General features: G+C 62.9%; 27 protein-coding genes. 19 read left to right on the top strand and 8 right to left on the bottom strand.

What is annotated here, in order from left to right:
- Nucleotides 1–46: 46 nt before the first annotated feature.
- The 4 genes from AC1DZP_RS27710 to AC1DZP_RS27695 form a co-directional block, all read right to left on the bottom strand.
- Nucleotides 47–565 carry a YcnI family copper-binding membrane protein gene (locus AC1DZP_RS27710; RefSeq protein WP_457152188.1) on the bottom strand — a complete coding sequence of 173 codons (519 nt, stop codon included), beginning with the start codon at nt 563–565 and terminating at the stop codon, nt 47–49.
- Between the two features lie 40 nt (nt 566–605).
- Nucleotides 606–1142 (bottom strand): copper chaperone PCu(A)C, encoded by a 537-nt coding sequence (locus tag AC1DZP_RS27705; RefSeq protein WP_457152187.1) that lies wholly within the window; start codon nt 1140–1142, stop codon nt 606–608.
- Nucleotides 1143–1239: 97 nt separating this feature from the next.
- Nucleotides 1240–1596: a DUF2946 family protein gene (locus AC1DZP_RS27700; RefSeq protein WP_095085006.1), complete on the bottom strand. Its 357-nt coding sequence runs from the start codon at nt 1594–1596 to the stop codon at nt 1240–1242.
- Between the two features lie 121 nt (nt 1597–1717).
- Nucleotides 1718–2620 carry a GntR family transcriptional regulator gene (locus tag AC1DZP_RS27695; RefSeq protein WP_457152186.1) on the bottom strand — a complete coding sequence of 301 codons (903 nt, stop codon included), beginning with the start codon at nt 2618–2620 and terminating at the stop codon, nt 1718–1720.
- Between the two features lie 228 nt (nt 2621–2848).
- Here AC1DZP_RS27695 and AC1DZP_RS27690 point away from each other — a divergent pair, with 228 nt between their 5' ends.
- From AC1DZP_RS27690 to AC1DZP_RS27665, 6 genes are all read left to right on the top strand, one after another.
- On the top strand, nt 2849–4354 hold the full coding sequence (locus tag AC1DZP_RS27690; protein WP_457152185.1) for a UxaA family hydrolase: 1506 nt from the start codon (nt 2849–2851) through the stop codon (nt 4352–4354).
- Nucleotides 4355–4501: 147 nt separating this feature from the next.
- A complete protein-coding gene (locus AC1DZP_RS27685) occupies nt 4502–5500 on the top strand; it encodes an aldo/keto reductase (protein WP_457152184.1) in 999 nt (332 codons plus the stop codon).
- A 333-nt stretch (nt 5501–5833) separates the two neighbouring features.
- Nucleotides 5834–6826 carry an ABC transporter substrate-binding protein gene (locus AC1DZP_RS27680; RefSeq protein ID WP_095084765.1) on the top strand — a complete coding sequence of 331 codons (993 nt, stop codon included), beginning with the start codon at nt 5834–5836 and terminating at the stop codon, nt 6824–6826.
- A 158-nt stretch (nt 6827–6984) separates the two neighbouring features.
- Nucleotides 6985–8538 carry a sugar ABC transporter ATP-binding protein gene (locus AC1DZP_RS27675; RefSeq protein ID WP_477306804.1) on the top strand — a complete coding sequence of 518 codons (1554 nt, stop codon included), beginning with the start codon at nt 6985–6987 and terminating at the stop codon, nt 8536–8538.
- Nucleotides 8535–9503, top strand: coding sequence for an ABC transporter permease (locus AC1DZP_RS27670; RefSeq protein WP_477227872.1), 969 nt, complete (start codon nt 8535–8537; stop codon nt 9501–9503). The genes AC1DZP_RS27675 and AC1DZP_RS27670 overlap by 4 nt, the downstream gene beginning before the upstream one ends.
- Before the next feature lie 74 nt (nt 9504–9577).
- On the top strand, nt 9578–10594 hold the full coding sequence (locus AC1DZP_RS27665; protein ID WP_477306802.1) for a zinc-binding alcohol dehydrogenase family protein: 1017 nt from the start codon (nt 9578–9580) through the stop codon (nt 10592–10594).
- 103 nt (nt 10595–10697) lie between these two features.
- On the opposite strand, the gene phnF is transcribed toward AC1DZP_RS27665, so the two are convergent.
- Nucleotides 10698–11447: a phosphonate metabolism transcriptional regulator PhnF gene (gene phnF, locus AC1DZP_RS27660; protein ID WP_477306800.1), complete on the bottom strand. Its 750-nt coding sequence runs from the start codon at nt 11445–11447 to the stop codon at nt 10698–10700.
- A 120-nt stretch (nt 11448–11567) separates the two neighbouring features.
- Here phnF and phnG point away from each other — a divergent pair, with 120 nt between their 5' ends.
- From phnG to phnE (AC1DZP_RS27595), 13 genes are all read left to right on the top strand, one after another.
- Nucleotides 11568–12029, top strand: a complete 462-nt coding sequence (phnG, locus tag AC1DZP_RS27655) for a phosphonate C-P lyase system protein PhnG (RefSeq protein WP_477306798.1) — start codon at nt 11568–11570, stop codon at nt 12027–12029.
- Nucleotides 12029–12640, top strand: a complete 612-nt coding sequence (gene phnH / locus AC1DZP_RS27650; protein WP_477306796.1) for a phosphonate C-P lyase system protein PhnH — start codon at nt 12029–12031, stop codon at nt 12638–12640. The genes phnG and phnH overlap by 1 nt, the downstream gene beginning before the upstream one ends.
- 1 nt (nt 12641) lies before the next feature.
- Nucleotides 12642–13754, top strand: a complete 1113-nt coding sequence (locus AC1DZP_RS27645; RefSeq protein WP_477306794.1) for a carbon-phosphorus lyase complex subunit — start codon at nt 12642–12644, stop codon at nt 13752–13754.
- Complete coding sequence (locus AC1DZP_RS27640) at nt 13751–14671, top strand: alpha-D-ribose 1-methylphosphonate 5-phosphate C-P-lyase PhnJ (protein ID WP_477306792.1); 921 nt, start codon at nt 13751–13753, stop codon at nt 14669–14671. Before AC1DZP_RS27645 ends, AC1DZP_RS27640 begins: the two co-directional genes overlap by 4 nt.
- The gene (locus AC1DZP_RS27635; protein ID WP_477306790.1) at nt 14664–15110 is read left to right on the top strand and encodes a hypothetical protein; all 447 of its coding nucleotides are present in this window, start codon (nt 14664–14666) and stop codon (nt 15108–15110) included. Before AC1DZP_RS27640 ends, AC1DZP_RS27635 begins: the two co-directional genes overlap by 8 nt.
- Nucleotides 15107–15883, top strand: coding sequence for a phosphonate C-P lyase system protein PhnK (gene phnK, locus AC1DZP_RS27630; protein WP_023760811.1), 777 nt, complete (start codon nt 15107–15109; stop codon nt 15881–15883). The genes AC1DZP_RS27635 and phnK overlap by 4 nt, the downstream gene beginning before the upstream one ends.
- A 3-nt stretch (nt 15884–15886) precedes the next feature.
- A complete protein-coding gene (phnL, locus tag AC1DZP_RS27625; protein ID WP_477306788.1) occupies nt 15887–16594 on the top strand; it encodes a phosphonate C-P lyase system protein PhnL in 708 nt (235 codons plus the stop codon).
- A complete protein-coding gene (locus AC1DZP_RS27620) occupies nt 16591–17208 on the top strand; it encodes a DapH/DapD/GlmU-related protein (RefSeq protein WP_477306786.1) in 618 nt (205 codons plus the stop codon). Before phnL ends, AC1DZP_RS27620 begins: the two co-directional genes overlap by 4 nt.
- An 86-nt stretch (nt 17209–17294) precedes the next feature.
- Nucleotides 17295–18005 (top strand): DUF1868 domain-containing protein, encoded by a 711-nt coding sequence (locus tag AC1DZP_RS27615; RefSeq protein WP_477306784.1) that lies wholly within the window; start codon nt 17295–17297, stop codon nt 18003–18005.
- A 134-nt stretch (nt 18006–18139) separates the two neighbouring features.
- Nucleotides 18140–18988, top strand: coding sequence for a phosphonate ABC transporter ATP-binding protein (gene phnC / locus AC1DZP_RS27610; protein ID WP_095084778.1), 849 nt, complete (start codon nt 18140–18142; stop codon nt 18986–18988).
- 101 nt (nt 18989–19089) lie between these two features.
- A complete protein-coding gene (gene phnD / locus AC1DZP_RS27605; RefSeq protein WP_477306782.1) occupies nt 19090–19998 on the top strand; it encodes a phosphonate ABC transporter substrate-binding protein in 909 nt (302 codons plus the stop codon).
- A 55-nt stretch (nt 19999–20053) separates the two neighbouring features.
- On the top strand, nt 20054–21010 hold the full coding sequence (phnE, locus tag AC1DZP_RS27600) for a phosphonate ABC transporter, permease protein PhnE (RefSeq protein WP_477306780.1): 957 nt from the start codon (nt 20054–20056) through the stop codon (nt 21008–21010).
- 103 nt (nt 21011–21113) lie between these two features.
- Complete coding sequence (phnE, locus tag AC1DZP_RS27595) at nt 21114–22481, top strand: phosphonate ABC transporter, permease protein PhnE (protein ID WP_477306778.1); 1368 nt, start codon at nt 21114–21116, stop codon at nt 22479–22481.
- 23 nt (nt 22482–22504) lie between these two features.
- Here phnE (AC1DZP_RS27595) and AC1DZP_RS27590 read toward each other — a convergent pair whose 3' ends face one another.
- From AC1DZP_RS27590 to AC1DZP_RS27580, 3 genes are all read right to left on the bottom strand, one after another.
- A complete protein-coding gene (locus tag AC1DZP_RS27590) occupies nt 22505–23356 on the bottom strand; it encodes a sugar phosphate isomerase/epimerase family protein (RefSeq protein WP_477306776.1) in 852 nt (283 codons plus the stop codon).
- A 39-nt stretch (nt 23357–23395) separates the two neighbouring features.
- Nucleotides 23396–24583, bottom strand: a complete 1188-nt coding sequence (locus tag AC1DZP_RS27585; protein WP_477306774.1) for a Gfo/Idh/MocA family protein — start codon at nt 24581–24583, stop codon at nt 23396–23398.
- Nucleotides 24584–24730: 147 nt separating this feature from the next.
- A complete protein-coding gene (locus AC1DZP_RS27580) occupies nt 24731–25786 on the bottom strand; it encodes a sugar phosphate isomerase/epimerase family protein (protein ID WP_095085008.1) in 1056 nt (351 codons plus the stop codon).
- Between the last annotated feature and the right edge of the window lie 241 nt (nt 25787–26027).

The following is a 26027-nucleotide window of genomic DNA, read 5'->3' as shown; positions in this document are numbered from 1 at the left end:
TGAAATGGCGGCGCATTCCGCGAACGAAGTGCGCCGCCGAAAGACATCATTTCTTCGGCAACAGCTTGATGCCGGGCGCCGGATTTTCCAGGGCGTCTTCATCCTGTCCTGCTGCCGGGATCTCGATCCAGCGATCGGCGGCGCCGTCGCATTCCTGCACGACAGGGAAGTAGAGCTTCTGGCCCACGGGCAGATCGGCCGTCAGCGTCGCGCGGAATACAAACTCGTCATAGAATTCATCCGGCAGGCTGCCGCCGCTCCAGTCGACTTCCTTGACCCCATCGGTCACCGCCTGACCGTAGAGCTGGTAGGATTTGTCGTACTTGCCCTTCTTGACCTGCAGCGTCCAGCCCGGCTTCGGCATCGGCTTCACCGCGATCACCCCTTCCGGGATCTGCACGCGCACGGCGATCGTCGCCTTGCCGTCGCAACCATGCGGCACGCGCAAGACAGCCTTGTAGGTCGAGCCGACGGCCGCTTCCTGGGTTTCGAGCGTGATGTGCGCGAAGACAGCACTTGTCCCGAGGAGAAAAAGCGCACCGGCCGACAAAAGGTACTTGTTCATAATGGTCCCTCTGATTTCAGATTTTGTCGAAATGGTGCGATCAATCGGCATGGTCGTCCGTGGCGCCGCCCATGCCCTCGACGGCGAAGTCGACGCTGACGGTGCCGGCCTTCTCGAAGGTCAACGTGGCGGAGAAGGTTTCGCCTTGCTTGGGTTGCCGTTTCAGGCCGATGAACATCAAATGATAGCCGCCAGGCGCCAGTGCGACCTTGCCGCCGGCCGGAATCTCCAGGCCGCCGGCAACGGGCCGCATGGTCATGACACCGTCCTTGACGCTCATTTCATGCAGTTCGGCCTTGTCCGAGATGTCGGTGGAAATCGACAGCAGCCGGTCCGACGTGCTGCCTTTGTTGGTGATGGTGAAATAGCCGCCGGCCACCTTGGCGCCTGCCGGCGTTGCACGTGACCAGGGGTGCCCGATCTCGAGATCGCCGATCTTGAACCCATGCGCGAAGCCGGTCTGGGCGCCGGCGAACAACAGCGCAAAAGCCAGTACGGCGATGCCAAGGCGCGCCTCGAAGCTGCGCAACAAGCTGCCGGGCATAGGACGCGCGGCGATGCGAAAAAATTGGGACATGGTTGCTCCATGAAGTGAAGGTCGCGCCGTTACCGGTCGCGGACAGTTTGATGTTTGGATGGGTACGCCCGCGAAAGGTTCCGCCGGGCAGACAGACTCAGGCCGTCCGCGGCGGCGCGCGCGGATTCGACGGCGAGCGCTCACGCGCAAAGTCGAGATGGATGGCCGCCGGAAAGACGAAGGCGACGGCCTCAAAGGAACGCGCCCCCAGTGCCAACCCCGCAACGGGTGGCGGCGCAAAGGCCGGCGAAAACATGCTGCAGCCAAGCACGCAACATGCCGGCAGATGCGACGGTGGCGGGTTGCCGCCAGGAAGCTGGGTCGCACCCTCACGGGTGCAGATGACGTTGCCGAAGGCATCGAGTTGTGACGCATTCGGCGCAGTGCCGAAGGCGAACGCACCGAGCGTCGACTGGAGCAGCAGCAGATGGGCCGCGACAAGCGCGACCAGAATGCTCCACCGCTTCTCCCGGCTGTTCAAACGATCTGCCTCATCAAGCAATCACCGGAGAGATACCTATCACGGGAGGGACAGGTCGAAAATCGGCAATTCGATGCTGCGGCAACGCGGCATATCAGGGTTTCAGGGGCGGCCGGCTCTCCGGGATCGAGGTCAGCAATGTCTGGCGCGCCGACTTCAGGTGCTTGCGGCAGGCGGCGTCGACCTTGCCGAGGTCGCGCGATTTGAGCGCCGCGATATAGGCGAGATGCTCACCGATCGCGACCTCGTTGCGCTCGCGCTCCTGCGCCTTGTTCCACTGGTAGTGATAGTGGAAGATCATGGCGATGACGTCGTAGAAATCGACGATGAAGCGGTTGTGCGACGCCCGGTGGATGAGCCGATGGAAGCGCTCATCCAGCTCCGAGAATTCGTTGAAGCGCGTGGCGATTTCGCTTGCCAGCTGGCGATGCTCGTCCTCCAGCCGGTCGAGATCGGTCCAGACCGCGCTGTCCTGCGGCAGAGCGGCGAAGGCCGCCGCCGACCGCAGTTCGAACATCTCGCGGATTTCGGTCAGTTCCAGCGCGAAGGCACGGGTAAAGCCCTTCAGCACCCAATGGCTGTTGCGGCGCTTCTCGATCAGGCCGAAGCGGGAGAAGCGGATCAGGAACTCGCGCACGCTGGTGGTGCCGACGCCGATCTCGCGCGCCAGTTCGAGCTCGTTGATCTGCATGCCTGCCTCGGCGCCGCTGGCGAGCAGCCGTCGCATGAACGACCGTTCGATGATCTCGGCTAGCGTGTCGGTCTCTTCCTCGGGGAAGAAATCATCGGGACGCGGTTCGCGCAGCACCGTCTTGGCGCGCTTGTTCCAGGCGATCAGCCCGGTCTCTTCCATGCGCGCCAAGATGGTGCGGACGGTCGTCCGGCTGACACCAAGCAATGTACCCAGCTCCGGCTCCGAAGGCAGGCTACGTGTTTCATCGAGCAGCCTGAGGCACCTGTTGTAGGCATCCTTGTAGACGTTGTTGCTCTTCGACATCCCTGACCCGTTGCACGCCGTCGCTTGCGGCTGCTGGCTTGAAGCGCAATATGACGTTCCCATGACCCCTGAAAAGCGAAATCGCTTTCGGAACACCCAAGGACATGCGGAACTCCCCAGCGAAAAAACAATTGACGCAAAACTGTTTTTTCACGATAAAAGACATTATCTTTTAACAGGCGCGTGTCAATCCGCCCGCGCATCCCAGGATCACCCAGGAAACCGCCCGTGAACGCCTCCAACAGCATTCTTCTGTCTCCCGCCGACAATGTCGCCGTCGCCAACGGCCGCATCGAGATCGGCACCACGCTGCCGGGCGGTGCCGTCGCCACTGCGCTGATCGAGCCCGGCCACAAGGTGGCCATCAAGCCGATCGCCGCCGGCGAGGCCGTGGTGAAATACGCCCAGGCAATCGGCCGCGCGACACAGGACATCGCGCCGGGCGAGCACGTTCATTCGCACAATCTGGTTTTCGAATCCGGCCGTTTGCCCGTAGTGCCGCCGAGCGAGGCCGAGCACGCGACAGAAGCCGACCGCAGCCGCACCTTCATGGGTTATCGCCGCGCCGATGGTCGTGCGGGTACGCGCAACTTCATCGGCATCATCGCCAGCGTCAATTGCTCGGCCACGGTTTGCCATGCCATCGCCGACCAAGCCAACCGGACCCTGCTGCCGAAATATCCCGGCATCGACGGTTTCGTCCCGATCGTCCACGGCCAGGGCTGCGGCATGAGCGGCACCGGCGACGGCATGATGGTGCTGCATCGCACGCTCGCCGGCTACGCCCGCCATCCCAATTTCGGCGGCGTGCTGATGGTCGGGCTCGGCTGCGAGGTCAATCAGCTCACCCTCTATGGCCAGAAGGGCGCCGCCGCCGGCAAGCGCCACTTCAACATCCAGGACGCGGGTGGCTCGCGCAAATCGGTCGAAAAGGCGATGCTGGTGCTGGCCGAGATCGCGGAGGAAGTCGGCCAGCTGAAGCGTGAGCCGATCCCGGTCAGTGAGATCGTCGTCGGCCTGCAATGCGGCGGCTCCGACGGCATGTCCGGCATTACGGCCAATCCGGCGCTGGGCGCAGCCGTCGATATCCTGGCCGGCGTCGGCGGCATCGGCATCCTTTCCGAGACAACCGAGATCTATGGTGCCGAACACCTGCTCGCCTATCGCGCGGCAACACCGGAGATCGCGCAGAAGCTCGACGGTTTCGTCAAGTGGTGGGAGGATCACGTCGCCAAGCATGGCGCCTCGATCGACAACAACCCCTCCCCCGGCAACAAGCGCGGCGGCCTCACCACCATCCTGGAGAAGTCGCTGGGCGCGGTCGCCAAGGGCGGCCAGACGCCGCTCAACGGCGTCTTCGGCTATGCCGAAAAGGTCACCGGCAACGGACTGGTGTTCATGGACACGCCCGGCTACGACCCGGTCTCGGCCACCGGACAGGTGGCGGGCGGGGCCAATGTCATCGTCTTCACCACCGGCCGCGGCTCGTGCTTCGGCTGCCGGCCGACGCCGTCGATCAAGGTCGCCAGCAACTCGACCATGTATCACACCATGGAAGAGGATATGGACGTCAACTGCGGCGTCATCGCCTCGGGCGAGAAAACCATCGCCGGCATGGGCCGCGAGATCTTCGAACTGATCGTCGAGACGGCTTCCGGCCGCAAGACCAAGAGCGAGGATTTCGGCTACGGCGACAACGAGTTCGTGCCCTGGCATCTTGGTGCAACGCTCTAACCCGTTGTTTTTGCGTAATTCCCAAGGGAAAGCGCTGTGCGCTTTTCCCGGGAAAGCCGTTACACGTCTTTCCTGGAATTGCACTAGATTGAACTGACATCTGAAGGCTGCAAACCGGACAACGGTCGGCAACAGGGAGGTTTTCGCATGAACAAGCGCCGCATCGGTCAGACCGCGCTCGAGGTCACCGAGATCAGCTTTGGCGGCGCCGCGATCGGCGGCCTCTACCGTGCCTGTTCGCGCGAGTCGGCGATGGAGACGCTGCAAGGCGCCTGGGAGGCCGGCCTGCGCTATTTCGACACCGCACCCTTCTACGGTTTCGGCCTGTCGGAACGCCGCTTCGGCGACTTCCTGCGCTACAAGCCGCGCGACTCCTATGTGCTGTCGACCAAGGTCGGCCGCCTGTTCCGCCCCGTGCCGGACGACCGTGTTCCCGATCACTCCTATGTCGACCCGCTGCCGTTCGCGCTGGACTACGACTATTCCTATGACGGCATCATGCGTTCGGTGGATTTCAGCTATGCGCGGCTTGGCCTCAACAAGATCGACATCCTGTTCGTCCACGACATCGGCGCCTATACGCATGGCGTCGAGAAAACCAAACTGCATTTTCGCGAGTTTATGGATGGCGGCCTCAAGGCACTCGAAGAGCTGAAGCGTTCCGGCGTCATTTCCGCCTATGGGCTTGGCGTCAACGAGGTCCAGATCTGCCTCGATGTGATGCGTCGCGCGCCACTTGATTGCATCCTGCTCGCCAGCCGCTATTCCTTGCTCGACCGCAGCGCCGAAGCGGAACTGCTGCCATTGTGCAGGGCACAACAGACGTCACTGGTCATCGGCGGTGTGTTCAACTCCGGCATCCTGGCGACCGGGCCTGTGCAAGGCGCGCATTTCGACTACCTGCCCGCCAACCACGACGTGCTGGACCGCGTCGGTGCGATGGAAAGGATCGCCACCGAGGGTGGCTATCCGCTGGCGGCTGCCGCGTTCCAGTTCCCCTTGCATGAACCCGCGGTCGCCACGGTGCTGACCGGCACCGCCAAGCTGGCAAACCTGACCCGCAACCTCGAATTGCTCGACGTCGACGTGCCCGAGGCGGAATACGCCAGATACCGACCCTATACGCTGGTGCAGGAGCTGGCGTGAAGCTCCCACCCCCCTGTGAAAGCTGACCCATGCTTCACATTCTTGCGATCTCACAAAAGAATGAATATTCCATATTGACTAAAGAGTGGAATTAATATTCCATGTCTTCACGGAACGAAACGGAAGCGTTTGACGGCGGCAAGGGAGGAGTGGCGCGGTTATCTTGCCCCTGCCAGACCTCGGCAGGGTGAAGCGAAACACCGCTTGCATCGGACAGGTCGATGCACTATCAAAACACTGTAAATGTTTTTTATTGATAAAGTTCTGTTTGGGCCACGCCTATCCGGACGGAGCTTCCGTAACGTTCACCGGGCGACTTAGGGAGGATTCCTAATGAAATTCGTAACCAGCATTCTCAACCGCCGCGCCGTGATGACGCTGGCAGCAGCTTCGATGCTCGCCGGCGTCATGCATTCGGTGCCGGCTTCGGCGGCGGACGTGACCATTCCGATCATCGTCAAGGACACGACGTCCTTCTACTGGCAGATCGTTCTGGCCGGCGCCCGCAAGGCCGGCAAGGACCTGGGCGTCAACGTACCGGAACTCGGCGCCCAGGCTGAAACCGACGTCAACGGCCAGATCTCGATCCTCGAGAATGCTGTCGCCGGCAACCCGGCCGCCGTCGTCATCGCGCCGACCGAAGCCAAGGCGCTTGGCAAGCCGATCGACGAAGCCGCTGCCAAGGTCAAGGTCATCGGCATCGACTCCGGCGCCGACTCCAAGGCCTTCACCTCGTTCCTCACCACCGACAACGTGCAGGGCGGCCGCGTGGCCGCGGACGGTCTTGCAGCAGCCATCGGCGAAGCCAATGGCGGTAAGGTCGAGGGCAAGGTCGCGTTGATCACGGCACTTCCCGGTGCCGGCTCGCTGGAACAGCGCGCCCAGGGCTTCAAGGAACAGCTCAAGGCAAAATATCCGGGCCTCGAGCTCGTCGCCGACAAATATGCCGACGGTCAGGCCACCACCGGCCTCAACATCGCCACCGATCTGATCACCGCCAATCCGGACCTGAAGGGCATCTTCGCCTCCAACCTGATCATGGCGCAGGGCGTCGGCCAGGCGATCGCCGAGAACAAACTTGCCGGCAAGGTCGGGCTGATCGGCTTCGACAGCGACGAGAAGCTGATCAAGTTCCTCAATGACGGCGTCATTTCCGGCCTCGTCGTCCAGGACCCGTACCGGATGGGCTATGACGGCATCAAGACGGCGCTCGCCGCCTCGAAGGGCGAGAAGGTCGAGGCCAATGTCGACACCGGCGCCAACCTCGTCACCAAGGCCAACATGAAAGACCCGAAGATCGACGCGCTGCTCAACCCGAAGCTCTGAGCCGTCGCATCCAAATCGTTTCCGGGGCCTCGCGCCCCGGAAACATCCACTGCCGGCACAAACGGCTTGGCAATCCACAAGCTTGAGCTAGGCTGCCTTTCGAGGCCTATCCTTGCCTTGCAGCGTGCCAATCGTGAGGCCAATCTGGGAGGATTGTCATGACGTCGACGGCGCAGGACCTGCATCCGGCACCCGTGCTGGAACCAGGGCGGACCATCCTCGAATTGCGCGGGTTGGAGAAGCGCTACCCCGGCACTCACGCGCTGAAGCCGGTCAACCTCGCTTTCAAATCCGGCGAGATCCACGCCATCGTCGGCGAGAACGGCGCCGGCAAATCAACGCTCATCAAGCTTCTCACCGGCGTCATGCCGCGCACCTCCGGAGAGGTGGTCTGGGAGGGCCAGCCGGCAGCCTTGGCGACACCGCATGAGGCGATGGCACTCGGCATCAATGCCGTGCACCAGGAGGTCGTGCTCTGCCGTCATCTGACGGTGGCAGCCAACATGTTCCTCGGCGAGGAGAATTCGCGCTTCGGCATCCTGCAGCAACGCGCCATGGTCAAGGAAGCACAGAAGATCATCGACGATCTCGGCTTCGATCTGCCGGCGCATGTCACGCTCGGCGACCTCACCATCGGCCAGCAGCAGCTGATCGCCGCCGCCCGCGCCACCGTGCGCGGCACGAAATTCCTGATCTTCGACGAGCCGACCGCCTACCTGACCCGCAAGGAGGCCGACCAGCTCTTCACCCTGATCCGCCGGCTGAAGGGCGAGGGCGTGACGATCATCTACATCAGCCACCGCATGGAGGAAGTGTTCGAGCTGGCCGATCGTGTTTCCGTGCTGCGCGACGGCACGCTGGTCGGCACCCGCAACATCGCCGAGACCAACGACGCGGAGCTGGTCAAGATGATGATCAACCGCTCGATCGAACAGATCTACCACAAGGAACATTTCACACCGGGCGCGGCGATCCTCGAATCCAGGAACCTTTCCGGCAAAGGCTTCGAGAATGTATCGATGACGGTCCGAGCCGGCGAAATCGTCGGGCTCTACGGCCTGATCGGCGCCGGGCGCAGCGAGTTCGTCACCACGCTTTACGGCCGCCACCGTAAATCGGCCGGCCAGATCCTGTGGGAAGGCAAGCCGGTCCAGATCAACTCCGAGCATGACGCGATCAAGCTTGGCATGGCGCTGGCACCGGAAAGCCGTCGCGATCAGGGTCTCTGCCTCAACCTTTCGGTCGGCCTCAATCTCAACCTGCCGATCTACAAGCGCATCTCGAACAATCTGCTGATCTCCAATGCGCAGGAAAGGACCCAGGCCGACCGCCAGATCGCCGATCTCAGGATCAAGACGCCGACGCGCAGTGCACTGGCGTCCAGCCTGTCCGGTGGCAACCAACAGAAGATCGTCATCGGCAAATGGCTGGCCCACGGCGCGAGGCTGTTCATCTTCGACGAGCCAACGGTCGGCGTCGACGTCGGCACCAAGGCCGAGATCTACCGCCTGTTCAGCGTGTTGTTGTCGAAGGGAGCCGGCATCATCCTGATCTCGTCCTACCTGCCCGAGGTCTACGAATTGGCCGACACGTTGCACGTATTCCGCCGCGGCAAACTGGTGGCCACGCACGGGTTCCGCACCGCCGACCATGAGGAAATTCTCACACAGGCACTCGCCGAGAAACAAGAAAAGCTGGGAGAACAGATATGAGCACCGAGGCGATTCCTGCCGAGAAACCGAAGCGCAACTACAATGCCCTGTTCGGGCTGACGCTGCTGGCGCTGCTGGTGCTGCTGTGGGTCATCCTGTCACTGTCGACATCAAGCTTTGCTTCGGCCAACAACATCTCGAACCTGCTGCGCCAGGGCTCGATGATCGCCATCCTGGCCGTCGGCCAGACCTTCGTCATCATCACCGGCGGCATCGATCTTTCGGTCGGCGCCGTGGTTGGCTTCGCCACAGTCATTGCCGCGATGCTGATCAATGCCGGCATCCCGGTCTTCCTCGCCATCCTTATCACCTTGCTGGTCGGCGTCGCCATCGGCCTGTTCCATGGCTTCGGCATCGTCAAGATGGGGCTGCCACCCTTCATCATCACGCTGGCAACGCTGACGTCGTTGCGCGGCATCGGTCTTTTGATGACCAACGGCAATTCGATATCGATCAACAACGATGCCTTTCAGGAGTTCTCGCGCAACTCCTTCCTCGGCGTCCCCAACCTGTTCTGGATGGTGATCCTGGTCGGCATTCCGGCCTACATCTTCCTCCATCACAGCCGTTGGGGCCGGTATTTGTTCTCGGTCGGCTCCAATGCCGAGGCCTCGCGCCTGTCCGGCGTCAACGTCCAGCGAACCATCTACATGGCTTACACGCTGTCGGGTCTCTGCGCGGCGTTCGTCGGCGTGTTGCTGGCCTCACGCATCGGCATCGGCAACCCGACCCAGGCCGAGGGTTGGGAACTGCAAGCGATCGCGTCGTCGGTAATCGGCGGCACCTCGCTATTCGGCGCGGTCGGCTCGGTGCACGGGCCGCTGCTCGGCGCCTTCATTCTGGCCACCATCAACAACGGCGCCAATCTCTTGAACGTCAACGCCTTCTGGCAGCGCATCATCACCGGCGCGCTGATCATCATCATCGTCTATTTCGACGGGCTGCGACGCCGCGGTAGCAAGTGACCATAATTTGAGATCGATCGCCGGCCCTGTCGCGAAAATGGGCCGGCGATTTTCATGACAAACTGGATTGAAGCATGAAAGCCGTCGTCTGCCGCTCGCCTGGCGAGCTCGTCCTGGAAGACCGTCCGGCGCCGAGCGCGCCACCTCCCGGCTGGGCGCTGGTGGCTGTCAGCCATGTCGGCATCTGCGGCACCGACTATCATATCTTCGAAGGCAAGCACCCATTCCTCGCCTATCCCCGCATCATGGGCCATGAAGTGTCGGGAACGATCGTCGAGACCGGCGAAGGCGTTGAACTTTCCGCTGGCGAGCCGGTGGTCATCAATCCCTATCTTTCCTGCGGCAAGTGCATCGCCTGCCGGCACGGCAAGCCGAATTGCTGCGTCAGGATCGAGGTGCTCGGCGTCCATCGCGACGGCGCCATGTGCGAACGGATTCTGGTGCCGGCACAAAACCTCTATCCGGCAAACGGCCTGTCGCTGGCCGACGCCGCCGCTGTCGAGTTCCTGGCCATCGGCGCGCATGCTGTGCGACGCGCAAGCGCCGATCCCGGCGCCCGCACGCTGGTCATCGGCGCCGGTCCGATCGGGCTCGGCACTGCCATCTTCGCCGGCATCGCCGGGCTTGACGTGACGCTGCTCGACATGAGCAGCGAAAGGCTTGCCTTTGCCGCGAATGAGCTCGGTTTCAAGACCCTCGATGGTTCGCGCGGCGCGGTGCCCGATCTGGTCGGGCAGGCGACGGGCGGCGAAGGCTTCGATGTGGTCTTCGACGCCACCGGAAACACCCAGTCGGTGCAGTCGGCCTTCACCCATGTCGCGCATGGCGGAACACTGGTGCTGGTCAGCGTCGTCAAGGATGACATCACCTTCTCCGATCCGGAATTCCACAAGCGCGAGATGACTCTGATCGGCAGTCGCAATGCGTTGCGCGCCGACTTCGACCACGTCGCCGCCTCGATCCGCAACGGCGCCGTGCCATTGGCCAAGCTCGTCACCCACCGCACCACGCTGGCCGGCACGCCACATGATCTCGCGCGCTGGGCACACGAGAAATCGGGGCTGATCAAGGCTGTGATAGAAGTCGGATGAGTGCAATTCCAGGAAAAGTGTAAAGCGGTTCTCCCGGGAAAAGCGCTTAGCGCCTTCCCTAAGGGAACTGCGTTCGACAATCTAGGCAACCGGCGGTGTCGGCTCACAACGCCGACAATTTGAGTTCGACCCGCTCGGCCGGGAACCGTGACTCGGAAAACTGGATCGGCTGGCCGTCGGGTGTGACGTTGACGGCGACCGTGACCAGCACGATGGCGCCGGGCTGCAGGTCGAGGTCGGCAAGGTCGGCGGCATCGGCATGGCGCGCTGACAGCATGGTCGATTGCCTGAGATAATCGTCTATGCCGAAACGCGCCAGCGACGCGGTGATCGAGCCGGTTTCAGCCATGGCGGCATCGATGCCGGCAAAGCGCCTGGCCTCGAACCAGCCGGCAGCGCGCGACACCGGACGACCATCGGCTTCGCCGCGCGTTTCCAGCCGGATCACGTTTGTCCCCCTAGCTAGGCCAAGCCCCTCGGCGACGCGCTGGCTGGCCGGCTCCACCGATGAGGAAAGCAGGACTATATGCCGTTCCGACGCCTGCCCTTGCAGGCCTGCCGAAAAGCGTGTGCGCGCGCCGATCGGATAGGACAGCCGCTTGCGCGACAGCACGAATGTGCCGCGTCCCTGTTCGGCCCGCAGCACCCCTTCCTGCACAAGGGCTGCTATGGCACTGCGCACCGTGTGACGGTTGACGCCATAGCGCTCGGCCAGCGCAACCTCCGGCGGCAGCGCTGCATTCTCGGCGAAATCGCCGATGGCGATCGCATGCAGGATCTTGTCGGCGATCTGCCGCCACAGCGAGACACCACTCCGCCGCTCGATGCCGTCCGCTTCCAGCTGCCCGACCATTAATTGCCCCAGCCTCCCATTGCTTGTCATCCACCCGTCATGGACTCGCGATAGATAATAGGTATAATTTGTATAGTTGTCTATATCAATAGACAAATCTAGCCAAGAGGAATGTTGCTCATGCGAGGACAGGAAGCCCGCGATCAGGCCGAGCGCAAGGCCGCCATGGCAACACTGGCGCAATCCAGCGGCGATGACGTCGTCCGGCTCTGGAACGCTACCGGGCTGCCCTCGGAAGCTGAGCTGCTGCGCGGCCCGGAGACCGGCTTGGTCACCGTGCGCGGCCGCATCGGCGGTGGCGGCTCCCCTTTCAATGTTGGTGAGACGACCGTTACCCGCGCCACTGTCCGGCTGCCGTCCGGACAGGTCGGCCATTGCTACGCGCTTGGCCGCGACAAGCAGAAGGCGAGGCTGGCGGCAATCGCCGACGCGTTGTGGCAGGACCCGGCGCGTCGCGCCGAGGTCGAGACCGGGCTCATAGCGCCTCTGCGGTCGGCTCTGGCCACGGCGCATGAACGGCGCCGCGCCGAGACGGCGGCAACGAAGGTGGATTTCTTCACCATGGTTCGCGGAGAAGACTGATGGAGATCGCAGCGCAATCGATCGAAGGCGGATTCGCCGATCCGGTCTTCGACGCCCAGATCGTGTTTCGCGCGGTCATGGACGCGATGGCGCGGCCGGGCAGCGTGCAACCCCTGCCCGCCTTCGCCCGCCCGCCGGTGCCGCTTTCAGCGACCGCCGGCGCCGTAGCGCTGGCGCTTTGCGACAACGACACCCAACTCTGGCTCGACCCGGCTTTGCAGGCCTCTACCGCGATCAAATCCTGGCTTGGTTTCCACACCGGTGCGCCCTTGGCCAACACGCCGGCCGATGCGCATTTCGCTTTGATCGCCACGCCGGCCGAGATGATGGCGCTCGATGGTTTTTCGCAAGGCACGCAGGACTATCCCGACCGCTCCACCACGCTGATCCTGCAAGTCAGTGATCTCGTTTCGGGTGCCCCGCTGCTGCTCGAAGGCCCCGGCATCGAAACCAGTGCCACGATCGCACCGGCGCAGATGCCGCGTCATTTCGTCGAACAGTGGAAGCAGAATAACCAGCGCTTTCCGCGCGGCGTGGATATCATCCTCGCCACATCGGATGGCGTCGCCTGTCTGCCGCGCACAACGCGCATCAAGACGATGGGGGCCTGAGATGTATGTCGCGGTAAAAGGTGGCGAAGCGGCCATTGCCAACGCCCACAGCCTGCTCGCCGACCGCCGGCGCGGCGACCGTTCGGTGCCCGCCCTTCGCCTCGACCAGATCGTCGAACAGTTGGCGCTTGGCGTCGACCGGGTGATGAGCGAAGGCTCGCTCTACGACCGGGAACTGGCGGCGGTTGCCATCGTCCAGGCGCGCGGCGACCTGATCGAGGCGATCTTCCTGGTGCGCGCCTACCGCACCACGTTGCCGCGCTTCGGCTATTCCAAGGCGATCGACACCGCCACCATGCTGGTCGAGCGGCGCGTTTCGGCGACCTACAAGGACCTGCCCGGCGGCCAGCTGCTCGGCCCGACCTTCGACTACACGCACCGGCTGCTCGACCCCGAGCTTGCCGCCGGCGGCGATGTCGTCGAGCCGCTGCAGCGCGAGACCGAAACGCAGGCCATGCCCCGCGTCTCGGCGATCCTTGCTCGCGAGGGCCTGATCGAGCCGGATGGCGAGATGCCGCAGGACCATGTCCCCGGCGACATCACCCGCGAGCCGCTGGAATTCCCGATGGCGCGCGACATCCGCCTGCAGGCGCTGTCACGCGGCGATGAGGGCTTCTTGCTGGCGCTCGGCTATTCCACGCAGCGCGGCTATGCCCGTAACCATCCCTTCGTCGGCGAGATCCGCATCGGCGAGGTCGAGCTGGAACTGGATGTCCCCGAACTCCCGTTCGCCGTGCCGCTCGGCACCGTGCGGATCACCGAATGCCAGATGGTCAACCAGTTCAAGGGCTCGGCCAAGGCGCCGCCGCAATTCACCCGCGGCTACGGCATGGTCTTCGGCCAGAGCGAGCGCAAGGCGATGGCGATGGCGCTGTGCGATCGGGCATTGCGCGCTTCGGAACTCGGCGAAGATGTCGTCGCCGCCGCGCAGGACGAGGAGTTCGTCATCTCGCATTCCGACAATGTCCAGGCTACCGGCTTCGTCGAGCACCTAAAGCTGCCGCACTATGTCGACTTCCAGGCCGAACTCGACCTCGTGCGCCGCATGCGCGCCGAATATGACGCCCGCGAAAACCCGGTGAAGGCGGACGACAAGAGGGAGGCCGCGGAATGACCGCTCAACCGACCGACATCGCCACCTACAACTTCGCCTATCTCGACGAACAGACCAAGCGGATGATCCGCCGCGCGATCCTCAAGGGCATCGCCATCCCCGGCTATCAAGTGCCGTTCGCCTCGCGCGAAATGCCGATGCCCTATGGCTGGGGCACCGGCGGCGTCCAGGTCACCGCCTCGATCATCGGTCCCGACGATGTCTTGAAGGTCATCGACCAGGGCGCCGACGACACCACCAATGCGGTGTCGATCCGCGCCTTCTTCAAGAAGGTCGCCAATGTCGCGGTGACGACCGATACCGCCAGCGCCACCATCATCCAGACCCGCCACCGCATCCCCGAGCATCCGCTGACGGCGGGCCAGGTGCTGGTCTATCAGGTGCCGATTCCCGAGCCGCTGCGCTTCCTCGAGCCGCGCGAGACCGAAACGCGCAAGATGCATGCGCTGGAGGAATATGGCCTGATGCATGTCAAGCTCTATGAGGACATCGCCAGGCACGGCCGCATCGCCACCACCTACGCCTATCCGGTCAAGGTCGAGGGTCGCTATGTGATGGACCCGTCGCCGACGCCAAAATTCGACAATCCCAAGATGCACCGCTCGCCGGCCTTACAGCTGTTCGGCGCCGGCCGCGAAAAGCGTATCTATGCCGTGCCGCCGTTCACCGAAGTGGTCAGCCTCGACTTCGAGGATCATCCGTTCGAGGTGCAGACCTTCGACCAGCCCTGCGCGCTGTGCGCGGCCGAGAATGTCTATCTCGACGAAGTCATCCTCGACGACCATGGCGGCCACATGTTCGTCTGCTCCGACACCGATCACTGCGAGAAGCGGCGTGAAGAGGGCCATCGCGGCCATCTTGCCCCCCATACCGCTGGCGAGGAGATTCAGGCCATCCGGGACCACTCCAATGGGTAGCTCTTTCGTTGAAGTAGATGAAAAGGGCTTCTGGATGAACGACAGCCTGCTGTGTCTTTGGCTGCGTTTGCTCGCATTGCATGTCCAATCCAATCTCGATCAGTCGGCTCCAGAAATGGTCGCCCGGGAAGAATGGCTTTTGCAATCCGAGTGCCATGCTCCAGGTATCGTTGTCGTAGATTTGGACCGCGTAGCGCACGATCAGAACGCGAAGCAAAAAGTGGTCAGCGCGATAGGGCGACTCCTCTCGATGTTGGAGAAACACGCAAGGATGCTCGAACCCGCCACGATTAATCTTCTCGGACTCAGCATTATTTGGTCACACCCAATCGAGACCAGTCGGCTGCTCGAAATCGGCAACGCATTTCTCGACCTGTTCGCCGGCAAAATCACGACGGGAGCAGATAGCACAGAATTCATGCCAGGATCCCGTCCATGACCGACGAACCATTGCTACGCGTCTCGGCGCTCTCCAAATTCTACGGCTCGCGCGTCGGCTGCGACAACGTCTCCTTCGACCTGTGGCCGGGCGAAGTTCTGGCAGTGGTCGGCGAGTCCGGTTCCGGCAAGACGACCCTGCTCAACTGCCTGTCGACCCGGCTGTTGCCGAGTTCCGGCACCGCCAGTTATCGTATGCGCGACGGCCAGTTCCGCGAGCTTTACCGGATGAGCGAGGCCGAGCGCCGCTTTCTGATGCGCACCGACTGGGGGTTTGTCCACCAGAACCCGGCCGACGGCCTGCGCATGACGGTGTCGGCCGGCGCCAATGTCGGCGAACGGCTGATGGCGGTCGGCGACCGCCACTATGGAAAGATCCGCGCCACGGCCGTCGACTGGCTGTCGCGCGTCGAGATCGACGAAGACCGCATCGACGACGAGCCGCGCGCCTTTTCCGGCGGCATGCGCCAGCGCCTGCAGATCGCCCGCAACCTCGTCACCGGGCCACGGCTGGTGTTCATGGATGAGCCGACGGGCGGCCTCGACGTCTCGGTGCAGGCACGCCTGCTCGACCTGCTGCGCGGCCTGGTCACCGACCTTGGTCTCGCCGCCATCGTCGTCACCCACGACCTTGCCGTGGCGCGTCTTCTGTCGCAGCGCATGATGGTGATGAAGGATGGCCGCGTCGTCGAAAGCGGTCTCACCGACCGCGTACTCGATGACCCGCGCGCGCCCTACACCCAGCTTCTCGTTTCCTCGATACTTCAGGTGTAGCCCATGCCGACGCCCCTCGTTGTCTCCGACGTCGCCAAGAGCTTCACCATGCATCTGCGCGACGGCATCAAACTGCCTGTAGTCGCCGGTGTTTCGTTCTCGATCAGGGCTGGTGAATGCACCGTGCTCGGCGGCCCGTCCGGCGCCGGCAAGAGCTCGATCCTGAAGATGCTCTACGGCAACTACGCCGTCGACGAGGGCCAGATCATCGTCAAGCACGATGACGGGCTGATTGATCTCGCCACCGCCAGTCCGCGCACCGTGCTTTCCATACGCCGGCAAACGATCGGCTATGTCAGCCAGTTCCTGCGCACCGTGCCGCGCGTCTCGGCGCTGGATGTCGTCGCCGAACCGTTGGTCGAGCGCGGCGAGGACCGCGAGAACGCGCGCGGCAAGGCACGCGCCTTGCTGGCGCAGCTCAACCTGCCGGAGAAACTCTGGGCGTTGCCACCGGCAACCTTCTCCGGCGGCGAGCAACAGCGCGTCAACATCGCGCGCGGCTTCATCACCGAGCACCCGATCCTGCTGCTCGACGAACCGACCGCCTCGCTCGATGCCAGGAACCGCGACGTGGTGATCGAACTCATCGCCGCCAAGAAAGCCGCGGGCGTCGCCCTGCTCGGCATCTTCCACGACCACGACGTGCGTGAGGCGGTCGCCGACCGCATTATCGACGTCACCGCTTTCGCGCCCGGAAAAATCGCCGCATGACGAAAAAACTGTCGGAGACGCCGCTGATCCACCCGACGGCGGACGTACAGAACTCGACGCTTGGCCGCTGGACCGAGATCGCCGACCGCAGCCGGGTTTCCGAGAGCATCCTCGGCGACTATTCCTACATGATGCAGGACTGCGCCGTCTGGTGCGCGACGATCGGCAAGTTTTCCAACATTGCAGCCAGCGTGCGCATCAACGCCACCAACCACCCGACATGGCGGCCGACGCTGCACCATTTCACCTACCGCGCCTCCGACTATTGGGACGACGCCGAGCACGAGAGCGAGTTCTTCGCCCAGCGACGCGCCAAGCGGGTCACCATCGGCCACGACACCTGGCTCGGTCACGGCTCGACCATCCTGCCCGGCGTCACTGTTGGCGATGGCGCCGCGGTCGGCGCCGGTGCCGTCGTCTCGAAGGATGTCGCACCTTACACCATCGTCGGCGGCGTGCCGGCCAGACCGATCCGCGAGCGTTTCGACCGCCGCACCGCCGAACGCTACCAGGCGCTCGCCTGGTGGGACTGGGACCATGCCAAGCTGCGGACAGCACTGGATGATTTCCGGGAACTGTCGGCCGAGGCCTTTCTGGAAAAATATTGCGAATAGGCGATCACATCATTGTCATGGGTGAGCCTGTTTCATCTCCCTGACACATCGCCGGGGCAGGACGCCATCTGCCCTGGAGATCGCAAATGCCTGTTTCTGTCAGACCCTCGCTCGCCGGATTCTTTGCCGGCTCCAATCCGAAGCCGCCCGTTCATCTCGGCACGCGCTACGACATGTCGGGCAATTTCCTGATCGAGCCCGGCAACACGGTCGTCAGCCATCTCGTCAGCGGTTCGCCCTCCGAGGCCGTGGTGCTTGCGGTGCGCGACCGGATGCTGGCGATGCCCGATGCCGACCGGCTGGCCTTCACCCCCGTCTCCAGCCTGCACATGACGCTGTTCCAGGGCATCATCGAATATCGCCGCCGCTTGCCCTACTGGCCACATGACGTGCCGCTCGACACCAGCATCGACGCCATGACCCGCCTCTATTTGGAACGCTTGAAGGGATTCAAGGGCCTCGGCCCGTTCAACATCAAGGTGGTCGAAATCGTACCGACCGGCCTTACCGTTGCCGGCGCGACCGACGAGGACGTGCGCATCATGGGCGCATGRCGCGATGCCTTGGCGGTGCCGTTCGGCTACAGGCATCCCGATCACGACAGCTACGTCTTCCACATCACCTTCGCCTATCAGATCCAGCGTCTTGCGGATGACAGGGCGGCCGTATGGCAGCAACTGTTCGATGACTCTCTCGCGCTTTTCGCGCGGCAGGCTCCGGCGATCGAGATCAAGGCGCCGGCCTTCTGCAGCTTCAGGGACATGGAGCATTTCGAGGAGTTGCAGGTGCTCGGCTGATCGACACCGACAGGCGCCTGACGCCGCGCCTGTGGGCAGTAACAAAACTGACATCAATCCGACACCGCAGGTTCATGGCGCTGCGCTAGCGAAGTTCTTAACAGACCTTCAACGCGACTGGACTGGAAACGACCATGTCAGCCACGCTCGAAATCCGCGGCGTCACCCGACGATTTGGCAAGAACACTGCCGTCAGCGATATCAACGTCTCGATCCCGCAGGGTCAGATGGTTGGCATCATAGGCCGTTCGGGTGCGGGCAAATCAACCCTTCTTCGCATGATCAATCGTCTCATCGACCCCAGCCAGGGATCGATTTTTTTTGACGGCGCCGAGGTCTCCCAGCTCCGCGGTTCGCCGCTCCGGCGCTGGCAGCGCGACTGCGCCATGATCTTCCAGCAATTCAACCTGGTGCCGCGCCTCGACGTGCTGACCAATGTGCTGCTCGGCAAGCTGAACCACCGTTCGACCATGTCAAACCTGCTCGGCATGTTTTCCCGCGCCGAGTGCGCCGAGGCGGTCGCCGCGCTCGAGCGGCTCGACATCGCCCGCACCGCAATGCAGCCTGCCGGCACTTTGTCGGGCGGCCAGCAGCAGCGCGTCGCCATTGCCCGCGCCATGATGCAGCAGCCCAAGGTGATCCTCGCCGACGAGCCGATCGCTTCGCTCGACCCACTCAACGCCAAGGTGGTGATGGATTCGTTGCAGGACATCAATCTGCGCGAAGGCATCACCGTCGTCACCAATCTGCACACGCTGGACACTGCCCGCGCCTACTGCAACCGCATCATCGGCATGGCCGCCGGCAAGGTCGTCTTCGACGGCCCGCCGGAAGAGCTCAACCGCGAGGCCGTCCGTCTCGTCTATGGCGCCGACAGCAATGGCGGCGAAATCTCCGAAGCCATCACCTCGACCAGCATCGCCTACAAGCAAAAGATCACTGCATCCGCCGGACCGCTCGAGCCCGCATTCCCGGGATATTGAGTCAAGAAAGAGCGACCTGGATCGCCAGCCCGCGTCAAGGGCACCCGTCAGAATAACCAACGCTACCGGCGCGGGGCCGGAACCCACAGGAGAGATATCCAATGTTCAGGAAGATAGTTTTTAGCGCCGTTTCGGTGCTCGCCATGGCAACCAGCATGGCCCACGCCGCCGATATGAAGGAATTCCGCGTCGGTATCCTTGGCGGCGAGAACGAAACCGACCGGCTGCGCAACTACCAGTGCCTGGCCGACCATCTGAAGGCCGAATTTGGCTTCGAGAAGGTCTCGCTGTTCCCCGCCGCCGACTATGACGGCGTCATCCAGGGCCTGCTCGGCGGAACCCTCGACTTCGCCGAACTCGGCGCTTCCGGCTATGCCAGCGTCGCCCTCAAGGACCCGAAGGCGGTAACCCCGATCCTCACCACCCAGCAGACCGACGGCGCCACCGGCTATTATTCGATCGGCCTGGCGCTCAAGTCTTCCGGCATCACCGACATCAAGTCGGCCAAGGGCAAGAAGCTCGGCTATGCCGATCCGGATTCGACCTCCGGCTATCTGATCCCGCTGACCCAGATCCCGAAGGACACCGGCGCTTCGAACGAAACCTTCTTCGCTTCGACCCAGTTCAATGGCGGCCATGAGAACAACGTCCTGGCCGTGCGCGACGGCAAGGTCGACGTCGCGGTGGACGATTCCTCGGGCATCGGCGATTTCAAGAACGGCTACACCTCCGGCACCTTCCACAAGGAAGTCGCCAAGGGCGCTGTCGACCCGAACGACTTCGTCGAAGTCTGGCGCTCGGGCCTGATCCCGAACGGCCCGCTGGTCGTGCGCACCGCGCTCGGCGACGACATGACCGCCAAGCTGACCGCGTTCTTCACCGCCCTGCCCACCAAGGACAAGGCTTGCTTCGAGGGCGTCGAAGGCGGCGATTTCACGGGCTACGTTCCGGTGAAGGCTGACTTCTACAACGTCATCGTCGAAGCCCGTAAGGCAGCCATCGGCGGCTAACGGCAAAATCAGAAGGGGCGGTGTTGAAAGCACCGCCCTTTCTGTTTGTCCGATCATGACCCTTTCCGTGACAGCCCCCTCCGGCGCCACCCATCAGATGGCCGATGCCTGGCGACGCCAGATATCGCTGCGCCGGCTCTATACGGTGCTCGGCGTCGGTTTGCTGCTTGCCGCGATGTTTGCCAGCATGTGGTTCGCCGACGAAGCCAATGCCGGGCACTTCTTCGACCGCCTGCCGCATATTCTGGACTTCCTGAGCTGGCTGATCCCCAAGGATTGGAACGACGTCTGGCGGGCGCTGTTCGACATTGCCTCGCCGCATGACACCGGCACCCAGGAATTCAACTTTCCGCTCGGCCGCGTCTATGTCTGGGGCGGCTTTTACATCCCTGAATATTTCGAGCTCATGCTGACCACGGTGAACGTGGCCCTGGTCTCGACGTTTGTCGGCTTCACCTTCGCCGTGCCGTTTTCCTTCATCGCGGCGCGCAATCTGACTCCGCATCCGGTGCTGAGGCTCGTCGTCAAGCGCTTCATGGAGCTGCTGCGCGCCTTTCCGGAGATCGTTATTGCCGGCCTCTTCGCCGCCATTGTCTCGACCGGTCCGATCGCTGCCATCATCGCCATCGGCCTGCATTCGATCGGCGCGCTCGGCAAGCTGTTCTACGAGATCAACGAGAACATCGACATGCGCGCCGAGGAAGGCCTGAGGGCGGTCGGCGCAAACTGGTTCGAGCGGGTGCGCTTCGCCGACCTGCCGCAGGTGCTGCCCAACTTCATGTCGTACACGCTGCTCCGCGTCGAGATCAATGTGCGCGCCTCGACCATCATCGGCGCCGTCGGCGGCGGCGGCATCGGCGAGGAATTGAAACTCTCGATCTCACGCGGCTTCGGCGCCAAGACACTGGCCCTGGTGCTGCTCTTGTTCACGACCATCTTCATTATCGACCAGTTCTCCGCCTGGCTGCGCCGCAAGCTGGTCGGCGAACAAGCCTTCCTGATGGGTGCTTAGCCATGATCCCGAAAAGTGGAATCCGGTTTTCGGAAAAGACCATGGCAAAACCAAAGGATAGCGCCCCATCCCGGTTCTATCGGGATGGATCAGGCTCTTGATCATGGCGACGATGACCGCCGACGAAATCCGGTCGATCGAGGAGCGCTACCCGCAAGTGTTCCGGCGGCCGATGTACAAGCGCTTCGCCCCGCTGTTCCTGTTCGTCGGCATCCTGCTTTACCTCATCTATGCCTTGTGGTTCTTCAGCCTGCCGCAAGTGCTGCGGGAATCGCACTGGGAACGACTGCCGCTGTTCCTGACGCAGTGGGTCAGCTATGACCTGCAGCCGGAATTTCGGCTCGACCAGCCCGAAATCACACCGAAATACCCGCGCTTTTCCGCGCTTGGCGAGAACCCGAATCCAGACTGGGTCATCAAGAACGCGGACGGCACCTTCAGCGTCCTGATCGACGGTCCCGGCAAATCCGTCACCTTCGACAAGACCAAGGCGACGATCGTGGCCAATGGCGTGACGGTGCCGGTGTCGCTGACCGGCGGCAAGCCGGTGATCTCGGGCCCGGTGCCGGACTGGATCACCGCGCATGACGACGAGGTGGTGGCCAAGATGGGCTTCGCCGGCGAAGTGCGCGTCACCGTCGACCGCGTCAAGATCCGCAAGCGCTTCCTCGGCTGGGCGAATTTCGTCTTCGACACGCGCTCGCCCTTTTTCGGCAAGTCGGCCAGTGAAGTGGTCTCGCTGATCGTGTCCGGCCCCGAACTCAGGCCGGGCACCTCGAACCTCGCGCTGGCCGGAGACAATATCTGGAACAACGCCCAGTGGCAGCACGGCGACGTCTGGACGAAGTTGTTGCAGACCATCGTCATGGCCTTTCTCGGCACGCTGCTCGGTGGCATCGTCGCCTTTCCCCTAGCCTTCTTCGCCGCCCGCAACATCACGCCGAATGGGCTGCTCAGCCAAGTGCTCAAGCGTTTCTTCGACTTCATGCGTTCGGTAGACATGCTGATCTGGGCGCTGTTCTTCACCCGCGCCTTTGGCCCCGGTCCGCTGGCCGGCAGTGCCGCGATCTTCTTCACCGAGATCGGCACGCTGGGCAAAACCTATTCGGAAAGTCTCGAGAACATCGACGACAAGCCGCGCGAAGGCATCAAGTCGACAGGCGCCAACGGTTTGCTGGTGCAGCGCTATGGCGTGATGCCCGAAGTGATTCCGATCTTCATCAGCCAGACGCTCTACCAGTGGGAATCCAACACCCGCGGCGCCACCATCATCGGCGCCGTCGGCGCCGGCGGCATCGGCCTGAAACTATGGGAAGCGATGCGCACCAACTCCAACTGGGCCAACGTCTTCTACATGGTGCTGCTGACGCTGGCCGTCGTGTTCATCTTCGACAACATATCCAACTTCCTGCGCCGACGGCTGAGCCGGACCATCCACGACTACAACAGGATCCAAGCCGAGCAAAATTAGCGACCGCGGCGCCTCAGGACGCCTTATGCCGCTTTCTTCCACCCATTCCTGATATGCTTGTAGCCGTCGCGATAGACGGCTTCCGGGCTCTCGGAAAAATCGCGCCACACCTTGGTCGCCGCAGCCAGGTCCTTGAGCGAACGGCCGAACGCCTCGATCGTCAGCCAGTCGTCATAACCACTCTTGTGGATGGCGGAAAACGTTTCCTTCCACGGGATATTGCCGCGCCCCGGCACGCCGCGGTCGTTCTCCGAAATATGGATATGGACGACATTCCTGCGGTGTTTTGTATAGGCGCCGATCGGGTCGGCTTCCTCGATGTTGGCATGGAAAGTGTCATACATCGCCTTGATGTGCGGCCGGTCGATGGCATCGATATGCTCGGAGAGATCCGCCATCGTGTTGAGGAGATAGCATTCGAAGCGATTCAGCGCCTCGAGCCCGATGGTGACGTTCCTCTTGCCGGCATGGTCGCCGATCGCGCGTTGCGAAGCGACCGAGCGCTTCTTTTCGGCGGCTGTCGGCCCTGAGCCGGAAAAGGCACCGAGCGTCGAATGCAGCGGTCCGCTCAGCGTGCTGGCGCCGAGCGCGTCGGCGCAGTCGATAGCCCATTTCATATAGTCGACGCCGGCCTTGCGGGTCGCGCCGTCGGCCGCGATCAGGTTCATCGCCGGATCGCCCATGGCTGACACGGCGGTCCGCTCCAGCCCGATACGGTCGAGCAACTCACCCAGTTTCTTGTAGTCGTCGGGCGTGCCGGCGAAGATCGGTATCTCGACGCCATCAAAACCGGTTGCCTTGATGTCGCGGAGCAACGGCTCGTGTTTCTTCGACACCGCCGTCGTCCACAGGAACATGCACATGCCGATCTTCATCGACGCCCCTCCCCAGTGAATTCCCCTCGCCGGTCGAAGCTATAGTTTCGTCCAGGCCCCATTTTTCTTCGACGACTTCACGCAGGCCTCGATGAAGGCCATGCCCTCGACCCCGTCCTGAATGGTCGGAAAGACGACTTCCTTTGCCGGCTTGCCGCCCTTCTTGCGCGCCGCGCGGATGGCGCGCGCGGCCTCCTGGTAGATGTTGGCGAAACCTTCGAGGTAGCCCTCGGGATGGCCCGGCGGAACCCGGCTGACACGCCCTGCCACCGGCAGCGCCCCGGCGCCGTTGCGGGTGATCAGTTGCTTCGGCTGGCCGAAGGGCGTGTACCAGAGATAGTTCGGATCGGCCTGCACCCATTCCAGCCCGCCCTTCGAGCCATAGATGCGCAGCTTCAGCCCGTTTTCATGGCCCGGTGCCACCTGGCTTGCCCAGATCATGCCCTTGGCCGGATGCGTCTTGCCGGCCGGCTTGAAGCGCAGCATGACGTTGACATTGTCGTCGAGCAGCCTCCCCGGCACGAAGGCGTCGAGATCGGCCGAAAGCGAATCGAGCTCCAGTCCCGAGACGAAGCGCGCCAGATTGTAGGCGTGGGTGCCGATGTCGCCGAGCGCGCCGCCTGCGCCCGCCTGCTTGGGATCGCCACGCCACGACGCCTGCTTCTGGCCGGTGGCTGCGAGGTCCTCGGTCAGCCAGTCCTGTGGATACTCGGATTGCACGATGCGGATGTCGCCGAGCACGCCCTTGGCCACCATCTCGCGCGCCTGCCGCACCATCGGATAGGCGGTGTAGTTGTGGGTGAGCACGAACACCTTGCCGGTCTTCTCGACCACGGCGGCCAGCTTCTTGGCCTCTGCAAGGGTCGTCGCCAGCGGCTTGTCGCAGATGACGTGGATGCCGGCCTCGAGGAAGGCCTTGGCCGCCGGCACGTGGACATTGTTGGGGGTGACGATGGCCACCGCCTCGATGCCGTCAGGCCGTTTGGCCTCGGCCTTGGCCATCTCGGCATAGGAGCCGTAGCTGCGGTCCGGGTCGAGCCCGAGTTCGGCGGCCGACGCCTTGGCGCGCGCTGGATCGGATGACAACGCGCCGGCGACCAGCACGAAATCATTGTCCATGCGCGCCGCGATGCGGTGCACCGCGCCGATGAAGGCGCCTTGCCCGCCGCCGACCATGCCATAGCGGATCGGACCGCCTCCCGTTTCCGACTTCGATGCGCCGACCATGTCTTTTCTCCTCGTGTCTGAAATATCCCTGCCCTTGACGGGAGGTCGATCCGCGCAGCGGATCGGGTGGGTCGTAGAGGTAGAGCTCGGTTGAACTGACCTACCCGGGCCCGTCGACCACCCCCCCGAGGGGGAGGGAAAGCCGCGTTAGATCCCCATCATGCCGCGCAGCACTTTCTTGTCGGTGGTGCCGCCGGCAAAGTCGTCGAATGCCTTTTCCGTCACCCGGATGATGTGGTGCTGGATAAATGGTGCGCCCTCTGCCGCGCCGTCTTCCGGGTGCTTCAGGCAGCATTCCCATTCCAGCACCGCCCAGGAATCGTAGTTGTACTGCGTCAGCTTGGAAAAGATGCCGCCAAAATCCACCTGTCCGTCGCCGAGCGAGCGGAAGCGGCCGGCGCGGTTGGTCCAGCTCTGATAGCCGGAATAGACGCCTTGCCTCCCGGTCGGGTTGAACTCGGCGTCCTTGACGTGGAACGCCTTGATGCGCTCGTGATAGATGTCGATGAATTCGAGATAGTCGAGTTGCTGCAGCAGGAAGTGCGACGGATCGTAATTGATGTTGCAGCGCTTGTGGCCCCCAACCGCTTCGAGGAACATCTCGAAGGTGGCGCCGTCGAACACGTCCTCGCCGGGATGGATTTCGTAGCCGACATCGACGCCATTGTCCTCATAGACGTCAAGGATCGGCTTCCAGCGCTTGCCGAGCTCCGAAAAAGCCTCCTCGATCAGGCCGGCTGGCCGTTGCGGCCACGGATAGAGGTAAGGGAAAGCCAGCGCTCCGGAGAAACTCACAGAGGCGTTCAGCCCGAGATTGCGCGAGGCCTTGGCGCCGAACTTCATCTGTTCGACCGCCCATTTCTGACGCGCCTTGGGATTGTTGTGCACCGAAGCCGGCGCAAAGCCATCGAACTGCGCATCATAGGCCGGATGCACCGCCACCAATTGCCCCTGCAGATGCGTCGACAGTTCCGTGATCTCGATGCCGGCGTCGGCACAGATGCCTTTCACCTCGTCGCAATAGGCCTTGGAAGATGCCGCCTTCTTGAGATCGAACAAGCGCGCGTCCCAGGTCGGGATCTGCACGCCCTTGTAACCAAGACCAGCCGCCCATTTGGTGATCGAAGCCAGTGAATTGAACGGCGCGGCGTCACCTGCAAACTGCGCCAGAAACAGTCCAGGGCCCTTCATTGTCGTCGGCATCGGCATCCTCCCTCATTTTCCTCGCGACCGAGCATAGCGCCGATTGGAAGCAGGGCCAGCCACTTTGGTCTTCTCACACGGGCGCTTGTGCGCGCCGCTATTCTGGTATTACCAAATACAAGGATTTGGTCAAGTCTTGTAGTGCATCGCCGGAACCCCTGAGGTAGGCAAAAAAGGGATACATATCTCAATATAATCAATGAAATAATTCGGAGTGAGCGCAGCAGCCCGCCGCTTCTTG

It is taken from the genome of Mesorhizobium sp. P2_F8, from assembly GCF_056403655.1.
Note: the sequence above shows the minus strand (reverse complement) of the source record. Positions and strands in the feature narration are given on the sequence as shown.

Bases quoted from the DNA above. Each gene is read 5' to 3' on its own strand.
- AC1DZP_RS27685 (WP_457152184.1), top strand. From the start codon at position 4,502: ATGAACAAGCGCCGCATCGGTCAGACCGCGCTCGAGGTCACCGAGATC.
- AC1DZP_RS27580 (WP_095085008.1), bottom strand. From the start codon at position 25,786: ATGCCGACGACAATGAAGGGCCCTGGACTGTTTCTGGCGCAGTTTGCA.
- phnE (WP_477306778.1), top strand. From the start codon at position 21,114: ATGGCGACGATGACCGCCGACGAAATCCGGTCGATCGAGGAGCGCTAC.
- phnH (WP_477306796.1), top strand. From the start codon at position 12,029: ATGGAGATCGCAGCGCAATCGATCGAAGGCGGATTCGCCGATCCGGTC.
- AC1DZP_RS27590 (WP_477306776.1), bottom strand. From the start codon at position 23,356: ATGAAGATCGGCATGTGCATGTTCCTGTGGACGACGGCGGTGTCGAAG.
- phnL (WP_477306788.1), top strand. From the start codon at position 15,887: ATGCCGACGCCCCTCGTTGTCTCCGACGTCGCCAAGAGCTTCACCATG.
- AC1DZP_RS27635 (WP_477306790.1), top strand. From the start codon at position 14,664: ATGGGTAGCTCTTTCGTTGAAGTAGATGAAAAGGGCTTCTGGATGAAC.
- AC1DZP_RS27620 (WP_477306786.1), top strand. From the start codon at position 16,591: ATGACGAAAAAACTGTCGGAGACGCCGCTGATCCACCCGACGGCGGAC.
- phnK (WP_023760811.1), top strand. From the start codon at position 15,107: ATGACCGACGAACCATTGCTACGCGTCTCGGCGCTCTCCAAATTCTAC.
- AC1DZP_RS27665 (WP_477306802.1), top strand. From the start codon at position 9,578: ATGAAAGCCGTCGTCTGCCGCTCGCCTGGCGAGCTCGTCCTGGAAGAC.
- AC1DZP_RS27640 (WP_477306792.1), top strand. From the start codon at position 13,751: ATGACCGCTCAACCGACCGACATCGCCACCTACAACTTCGCCTATCTC.
- phnC (WP_095084778.1), top strand. From the start codon at position 18,140: ATGTCAGCCACGCTCGAAATCCGCGGCGTCACCCGACGATTTGGCAAG.
- phnD (WP_477306782.1), top strand. From the start codon at position 19,090: ATGTTCAGGAAGATAGTTTTTAGCGCCGTTTCGGTGCTCGCCATGGCA.
- phnG (WP_477306798.1), top strand. From the start codon at position 11,568: ATGCGAGGACAGGAAGCCCGCGATCAGGCCGAGCGCAAGGCCGCCATG.
- AC1DZP_RS27680 (WP_095084765.1), top strand. From the start codon at position 5,834: ATGAAATTCGTAACCAGCATTCTCAACCGCCGCGCCGTGATGACGCTG.
- AC1DZP_RS27645 (WP_477306794.1), top strand. From the start codon at position 12,642: ATGTATGTCGCGGTAAAAGGTGGCGAAGCGGCCATTGCCAACGCCCAC.
- AC1DZP_RS27705 (WP_457152187.1), bottom strand. From the start codon at position 1,142: ATGTCCCAATTTTTTCGCATCGCCGCGCGTCCTATGCCCGGCAGCTTG.
- AC1DZP_RS27675 (WP_477306804.1), top strand. From the start codon at position 6,985: ATGACGTCGACGGCGCAGGACCTGCATCCGGCACCCGTGCTGGAACCA.
- phnE (WP_477306780.1), top strand. From the start codon at position 20,054: ATGACCCTTTCCGTGACAGCCCCCTCCGGCGCCACCCATCAGATGGCC.
- AC1DZP_RS27585 (WP_477306774.1), bottom strand. From the start codon at position 24,583: ATGGTCGGCGCATCGAAGTCGGAAACGGGAGGCGGTCCGATCCGCTAT.
- AC1DZP_RS27670 (WP_477227872.1), top strand. From the start codon at position 8,535: ATGAGCACCGAGGCGATTCCTGCCGAGAAACCGAAGCGCAACTACAAT.
- phnF (WP_477306800.1), bottom strand. From the start codon at position 11,447: ATGGTCGGGCAGCTGGAAGCGGACGGCATCGAGCGGCGGAGTGGTGTC.
- AC1DZP_RS27695 (WP_457152186.1), bottom strand. From the start codon at position 2,620: ATGTCGAAGAGCAACAACGTCTACAAGGATGCCTACAACAGGTGCCTC.
- AC1DZP_RS27710 (WP_457152188.1), bottom strand. From the start codon at position 565: ATGAACAAGTACCTTTTGTCGGCCGGTGCGCTTTTTCTCCTCGGGACA.